The sequence below is a fragment of the Arthrobacter sp. SPT-J7 genome, assembly GCF_059089965.1.
Map to the genome: position 1 here is coordinate 1 of NZ_JBNHFF010000181.1, position 6,866 is coordinate 6,866.

General features: G+C 65.7%; 4 protein-coding genes and 1 pseudogene. All 5 read right to left on the reverse strand.

Going from position 1 to position 6,866, the window contains the following annotated elements; translation table 11 throughout:
* Positions 1-418 (reverse strand): annotated as a pseudogene (locus AC5RWX_RS28580) (ComEA family DNA-binding protein); the annotation flags it as partial.
* 68 nt (positions 419-486) lie between these two features.
* A complete protein-coding gene (locus AC5RWX_RS28585) occupies positions 487-1,467 on the reverse strand; it encodes a DegV family protein (RefSeq protein ID WP_494099618.1) in 981 nt (326 codons plus the stop codon).
* Between the two features lie 54 nt (positions 1,468-1,521).
* The gene (gene leuS / locus AC5RWX_RS28590) at positions 1,522-4,047 is read right to left on the reverse strand and encodes a leucine--tRNA ligase (RefSeq protein WP_494099619.1); all 2,526 of its coding nucleotides are present in this window, start codon (positions 4,045-4,047) and stop codon (positions 1,522-1,524) included.
* A gap of 722 nt (positions 4,048-4,769) precedes the next feature.
* Positions 4,770-6,284 (reverse strand): glycerol kinase GlpK, encoded by a 1,515-nt coding sequence (gene glpK, locus AC5RWX_RS28595; RefSeq protein ID WP_494099620.1) that lies wholly within the window; start codon positions 6,282-6,284, stop codon positions 4,770-4,772.
* Between the two features lie 51 nt (positions 6,285-6,335).
* The coding region (locus AC5RWX_RS28600; protein WP_494099621.1) for an MIP/aquaporin family protein at positions 6,336-6,866 on the reverse strand (531 nt) is incomplete at its 5' end.

Below are 6,866 nucleotides of genomic sequence, written 5' to 3' on the forward strand. Positions count from 1 at the left end.
CGGACTCCGGGCCTGCCCGGAGTCCGATCCCCGCGCCAGATTCCCCGGCCACCGCGGTCGAGGGCTCGGGGCCGACGCCGCTCAGTGGCAGTATCTCCGGCCGCCCGGAGGCCGCCTGCCACCAGAACCAGGCGCCGGCAGCCACGGCAAGGATTCCCAGGAGCACGCCAAGCCGAAAGCTCAGGCGCCAACGGATGGCGGGGCTGATATCGAAGGACTCCGTGCCGGCCACCGCATCACCGGGAAGGGTACGGCCGGGTCTATCTTCACCGCCGGCGGCTCCAGGGCCCCGGTACTCGAAGGAAGGCCCGCCGTCGTCCACCAGCAGCCCACGGGAGTTGTCACCCAAGGTAGCCTGCAGCCGCGACCGGGCATGGCGCGCCTGTACACCTGCTGCTCCAGCATTCCGGCGTGACATGCCTCCACGCTAGGGACGGGCCACACCCGGACAACAGTGCGGCAACCGGCTATGTGGAAAGAGCCTGGTCAGCGGGCGCGGTCCGCGGCAAGGTTGTCACCCACAATAACGGCAAGGACCCCGAGCCCCGCATGCGCCGCCAGAACCGCGGGCAGCGAGCTGATCTGCGCAGGGGGGCACTGTGGGAGGGCAACAGCCAGTCGATCGGCGAGGCGCTCCGCTTCCGCAGGGTTGCCAAAGTGGTGGACGGCGAGGCGTACTTCTGCGGCGGTGCGGGCAGAAGCGTCGGCAACCACGAGTTCCTCGAGCCGGGCAACGGCCCGGACGGCGGACCGCACCTTCTCCAGCGGTACAATTTTTCCGCCGTCGACCCCAAGAATGGGTTTGATTGCCAGCATCGTGCCCCACAGCGAAGCAGCCGTCCCGATCCGCCCGCCGCGTCGAAGCTGCTCGAGGCTCGGAACGTAGAAATAGACCTTGGTGCGTGCTGCCTGACCGGCGGCCGCGTTCGCCACTGTTGCTGCATCTGCGCCTTCCCCGGCAACGCGCGCAGCTTCCTGGACGGCCATCCCGAGGGCCATGCCCACCGTCCCGGAGTCGATAACTTCCACCGGAATGCCGACCCTTCCGGCAGCAAGCCGGGCGGCATCTGCCGTCCCGGACAGGCCGCCCGAGATGTGGACGGAAACTACCGCTTCGTACCCCTTGCGCTGTGCGGCAAGATAGGCCTGTTCGAACTGCCCGGGCGAGGGCCGCGACGTTTTCACTGATGTCCCGCTGGCCAGGGCCAGCGCGATGGTTTCCGAGATGTCATCTTCACCCTCGCCGTAGATCTCATCGCCCACCATCACGGGCATGGGGATGACGGTCAGGCGGCCGTCGCTGCTCAGCCCGGCAATCCAGCCAGCCGGCAATGCGGCGGCGGAGTCGGTCACCACGGCAATACGTACGACGGCGCCGGCTTGAGTTCCGAGGCTTTCCTGACCGCGGCGTCGGGCCAGCAGGCGTGCCCGCATCCAGGGCCAGGCGGCGGCGTCGCGGTGTGGCAAGGGAGCCTCCTGGGTCACAGCAGGCCGCCGGAGGTTCCGGCGGCCTGGTCCGGCTTATGCCGGGACGATGTTGACCAGTTTAGGGGCGCGGACGATGACGGTGCGGATGCCGCGGCCGTCGAGGGCGCGCTGCACGTTGTCCGAGGCCAGCGCCAGTTCGCGCAACTGGTCCTCCGAAACGTCCGGCGAGACCTCCAGCCTGTCCCGGACCTTGCCCTGCACCTGCACCACGGCGGTGACGGTGTCCTGCACCAGCAGGGACGCATCGTGGGCCGGCCAGCCTGCATTGGCTACCGAGGCCGGGTAACCGAGGACGCTCCACATGTCCTCGGCCGTGTAGGGGGCGAAGAGGCTCAGGATCACCGCAACAGCTTCGGCTGCCTCCCGCACTGCCGGGTCTGCTCCCCCGGGACCGGAATCGATGGCCTTGCGGGTGGCGTTGACCAGTTCCATCAGCTTGGCCACAACGACGTTGAACTTGTTGGCGTCCAGCAGTTCAGCAGCGTCTGCAATTGCCCGGTGCGTCACCGAGCGCAGCGCGCGGTCGCCGGCGGTGAAGTCAATGCCGGGTTCGCTGGCAACGTCCTGGGCCAGGCGCCAGGCCCGGGCCAGGAACTTCGCCGAACCGGACGGCGAGACGTCTGCCCAGTCCACGTCGTCCTCCGGCGGGGAGGCGAAGATCATGGTGAGGCGCACGGCGTCAACGCCGTACTTGTCCAGCTGTTCACCAAGGTCCACGCCGTTGCCCAACGACTTGCTCATTGACTTGCCGCCGTTCAGGACCTGCCCCTGGTTCAGCAGCGCACTGAAGGGCTCGCTGGCTTCGATCAAGCCGAGATCGTTGATGACCTTGGTGAAAAACCGGGCGTAGAGCAGGTGCAGGATAGCGTGCTCCACGCCGCCCACGTACTGGCCCACGGGCATCCAGTCGTTGATTTTCTCCGGATCGAAGGGACCCTCCGTGTACTGCGGTGACACAAAGCGCAGGAAGTACCAGGACGAGTCGACGAACGTGTCCATGGTGTCGGTGTCCCGCTTTGCCGGGCCGTGGCAGGAAGGGCAGTTGACATTGACCCACGCTTCGGCTGCCGCCAAGGGCGAAGTGCCCTTCGGCGACAGGTCCTCACCGCGGAGGTCGGAGGGCAGCCTCACGGGCAGCTGCTCGTCAGGCACAGGGACTTCCCCGCAGGACGGGCAGTGGATGATGGGGATGGGGGTGCCCCAGAACCGCTGCCGGCTGAGCAGCCAGTCACGCAGCCGGAAGTTTACGAACTTCTCACCGGTGCCCTGGCGCTCCAAAATCGCGATCGCGGCCGGTATGGCCTCGGCCTTGGGCAGGCCGTCCAGCTCGCCGGAGTTGATCAGCGTGCCCTCCCCTGCGGTGGCGGTGCCGGAGACTGCGGGGTCTTCCTCGCCGGTATCCAGGACCGCCCGCACCGGGAGGCTAAACTTCCGGGCGAAGTCAAGGTCGCGCTGGTCGTGGGCTGGCACTGCCATAATGGCACCGGTGCCGTAGTCGGCGAGGACGTAGTCCGCTGCCCATACCGGCAGCTTCTCCCCGTTCAGTGGATTGACGGCGTAGCGGCCGGTGAAAACGCCGGTCTTCTCCCGTTCCGTGGACTGCCGTTCGATTTCCGTGAGCGCCTTGACCTGCTCACGGTACTCGTCCAGGGCAGCTGCGTGCCCATCCGTGACGAGCTCAACGGCCAGCGGCGCGTCGGCCGCCACCACAAAGAACGTTGCGCCGTACAGGGTGTCCGGACGGGTGGTGAAGACGGTGACCTCTTTGGCGGGCTTGCCGCCGTCGGCCTCTATGACGAAGTTGACGTGCGCACCCTCGGACCGGCCGATCCAGTTCTTCTGCATCGCCAGAACGCGCTCGGGCCAGTGGCCGCGCAGCTGTTCCATATCATCCAGCAGCCGGTCCGCGTAGTCCGTGATCTTGAAATACCACTGGTTGAGCGACTTCTTGGTGACAATTGTGCCGCATCTTTCACAGGCGCCGTTGACAACCTGCTCGTTGGCCAGCACCGTCTGGTCCTTCGGGCACCAGTTGACCGGCGAGTCCTTCCGGTACGCCAGGCCGCGCTCGTAGAAGCGCTTGAACAGCCACTGGGTCCAGCGGTAGTACTCCGGGTCAGAGGTGTGCAGCCGGCGCGACCAATCGGCGGAAATGGCGTAGCGCTTGAAAGACGCTGCCTGGGTTTCGATGTTGGCGTATGTCCACTCACTCGGGTGGGCGTTGTGCTTAATGGCGGCGTTTTCAGCGGGCAGGCCGAAGGAGTCCCAGCCGATCGGGTGCAGGACATCGTAGCCCTGCTGGCGGAGGTAGCGCGCCACCACGTCGCCCATGGCGAACGCTTCGGCGTGCCCCATGTGCAGATCGCCGGACGGGTACGGGAACATGTCCAGTACGTAGCGCCGCTCCCGGGACCCGTCGTCGACAGGGGTGAAGACCTTGAGGTCTTCCCATACCTGCGGCCACCTGGCCTCCATGGCGGCAAAACTGTACGTGCCCTCCTCGGGCACCTCCGCCGACACTGTTGCTGTTCCGGTCTCTGTCTCCGGCTGAACGCCCACTGCTGCCCTCTTCTGTTCTGTTACGGCATCTGTGCTGCCATAACGGCCTGATCCTCCTGCTGGCGGCCCGGAAATCGCCCCGGACACACAAAAGCCCCTCGCCATGGAGGGGCTGCCGCTCGGTAATCCGTCGATTCGGATGCCGGGCGGCTAACTAAGCAGAAGGATCGCACGCATGGAACCACTTTAGCGCACGAACCGGCCAGGCTGGTGTTCGCGTGATGGGCAGGATGCCTGGGACCGCCAACTGCACAACGCCGCCAAGGCAGTCGGCCCGGCCCGTATGTCGTCCGCTCCTCAGCGGCTGCCGAGGACCTGCCGGGCGCCTTCCTATGCGGGAATGTTTGAGAGTTGCCTGGACGAGCCGGTGGAGGACCTCTCCACGGCCGCCATCCGGTGTTTCGGTTCGGCCCGCGCCAGCCGAGTCCGGACCTACCGGGAATCGCTGCCGCCGATTGGCGCGGGGCGAAGGCCCACTGTTCCGTCGGGCAGCGCCCGAAGCCGCGGCACGGTAACCCCATCCGGTAACCCCATCCGGCAAGCCCAGGCGCATGCCGGCCATGGCCGGCACCGGCACCGCCATCCAAGTGCTCCGAACAGGTCAACTGGTGACAGTAGAGGCAACGGAGGCGGCCCCTCGCCCGGGTGTGATGGGCACCACCAAGCGAGCGGGGCAGGGGCCGCCTCCCTTGTGAAGGACCGGCTTCGTTACCGGCTCGGCATTACCGCACGTCCTCGTCCACCCAATCCATGGACTTCGTCACGGCCTTCTTCCATAGCCGCATCTGCCGGTCCTGCTCGGCCTGGTCCATTTGGGGTTCCCAGCGCTTGTCTTCGGACCAGTTGGATGACAGTTCGCCGAGGTCCTTCCAGAACTCGACAGCGAGTCCGGCGGCGTAGGCGGCACCCAAGGCCGTGGTCTCCACCACCTTCGGCCGGATCACGGGGACGCCAAGGATGTCCGCCTGGAACTGCATCAGCGCATCATTGGCGACCATGCCGCCGTCGACCTTCAACTCGGAGAGCGGCACGCCGGAGTCCGCGTTCACGGCGTCAAGCACCTCTCGGGTCTGGAACGCTGTGGATTCCAGTGCTGCCCGGGCAATGTGGCTCTTGTTGACGAACCGGGTGAGGCCCACGATGGCACCCCGGGCGTCGGAACGCCAGTAGGGCGCGAAGAGCCCGGAGAACGCTGGAACGATGTAGACGCCGCCGTTGTCCTTCACCGAAGCAGCGAGGGTTTCCACTTCCGGGGCACTGCTGATCATGCCCAGGTTGTCCCGCAACCATTGGATCAGTGAGCCGGTGACCGCGATGGAGCCTTCAAGGGCGTAGTGGGGTGCCGCGCCGCCGAGTTTGTAGCCGACCGTGGTCAGCAGGCCGTTCTTGGAGTGGACGATTTCCTCGCCGGTGTTGAAGATCAGGAAGCAGCCCGTCCCGTAGGTGTTCTTGGCTTCACCGGTCTGGAATGCCGCCTGGCCGAACGTGGCTGCCTGCTGGTCACCGAGGATGCCGGCCACCGGAACCTCGCGGAGAAGCTGCGAGGTGTGGACAGTGCCGTACACCTCCGAGGAGGACTTGATCTCCGGCATCATGCTTCGGGGAACGCCGAAGATGCCCAGGATTTCCTCGTCCCACTGGAGTGTCTCCAAATCCATGAACAACGTGCGCGAGGCGTTGGTGACATCAGTGACGTGGACGCCGCCGTCCACCCCGCCGGTGAGGTTCCACAGGACCCAAGCGTCGGTGTTGCCGAACACCAGGTCTCCGGCTTCGGCCCGCTGGCGTGCGCCGTCCACGTTGTCCAGAATCCACTTGATCTTGGTTCCCGAGAAGTAGGTGGCCAGCGGAAGGCCCACCTTCTGCTTGAAGCGGTCCGCTCCCCCGTCCTTTGCCAGGTCATCCACGATGTCCTGCGTGCGCGTGTCCTGCCAGACGATGGCGTTGTAAACGGCTTCACCCGTTGTTTTGTCCCACACCACGGCGGTTTCACGCTGGTTGGTGATGCCGACGGCGGCAATATCGTGCCGCGTCAGGTTCGCCTTCGACAGGGCTGAGGCGATGACCTCACGGGTGTTGTTCCAGATCTCGGCAGGGTTGTGCTCCACCCACCCGGCTTTCGGGAAAATCTGTTCGTGTTCCATCTGCCCGGAGGAGACGATGCTGCCGCTGTGGTCGAAGATGATGGCACGGGTGCTGGTGGTTCCCTGGTCGATGGCGATTACGTACTGGTTCACGATGACGTCCTTGTCTTTAGGTGTAATTTTGCGCGGTGGTTAAGCGAGGGGTCAGGCTGCAGCTGTGGCAATGATCGGGACCACCCGGGCAACGAGGCCGCCCAGGGCACCACCGACCAGCGGACCAACCACAGGGATCCAGGAATAGCCCCAGTCGCTGGAGCCCTTGCCCTTGATGGGCAGCAGGGCGTGGGCGATACGCGGGCCGAGGTCACGGGCAGGGTTGATGGCGTAGCCGGTGGGCCCGCCGAGGGAAACACCGATGCCGACCACGAGCAGTGCCACGGCAAGTGGGCCCAGACCTGAGGGCGTGCCGCCGAAGGTGAGGATAACGAACACCAGCACGAAGGTGCCGATGATCTCGGTCACGAGGTTCCAGGGCGTGGAGCGGATCGCCGGGCCGGTGGAGAAGACGCCGAGCTTGCTGGCAACCTCCTCTTCGGCGTCAAAGTGCTGCTTGTAAGCGAGCCAGCAGACGACCGCGCCGAGGAAGGCACCCAGCAGTTGTCCACCGAAGTACGTCAATGTGGAGGCAATGTCCACGGGGACGTCAGGTGCATATTCGGTCTTGCCGTTGACCAG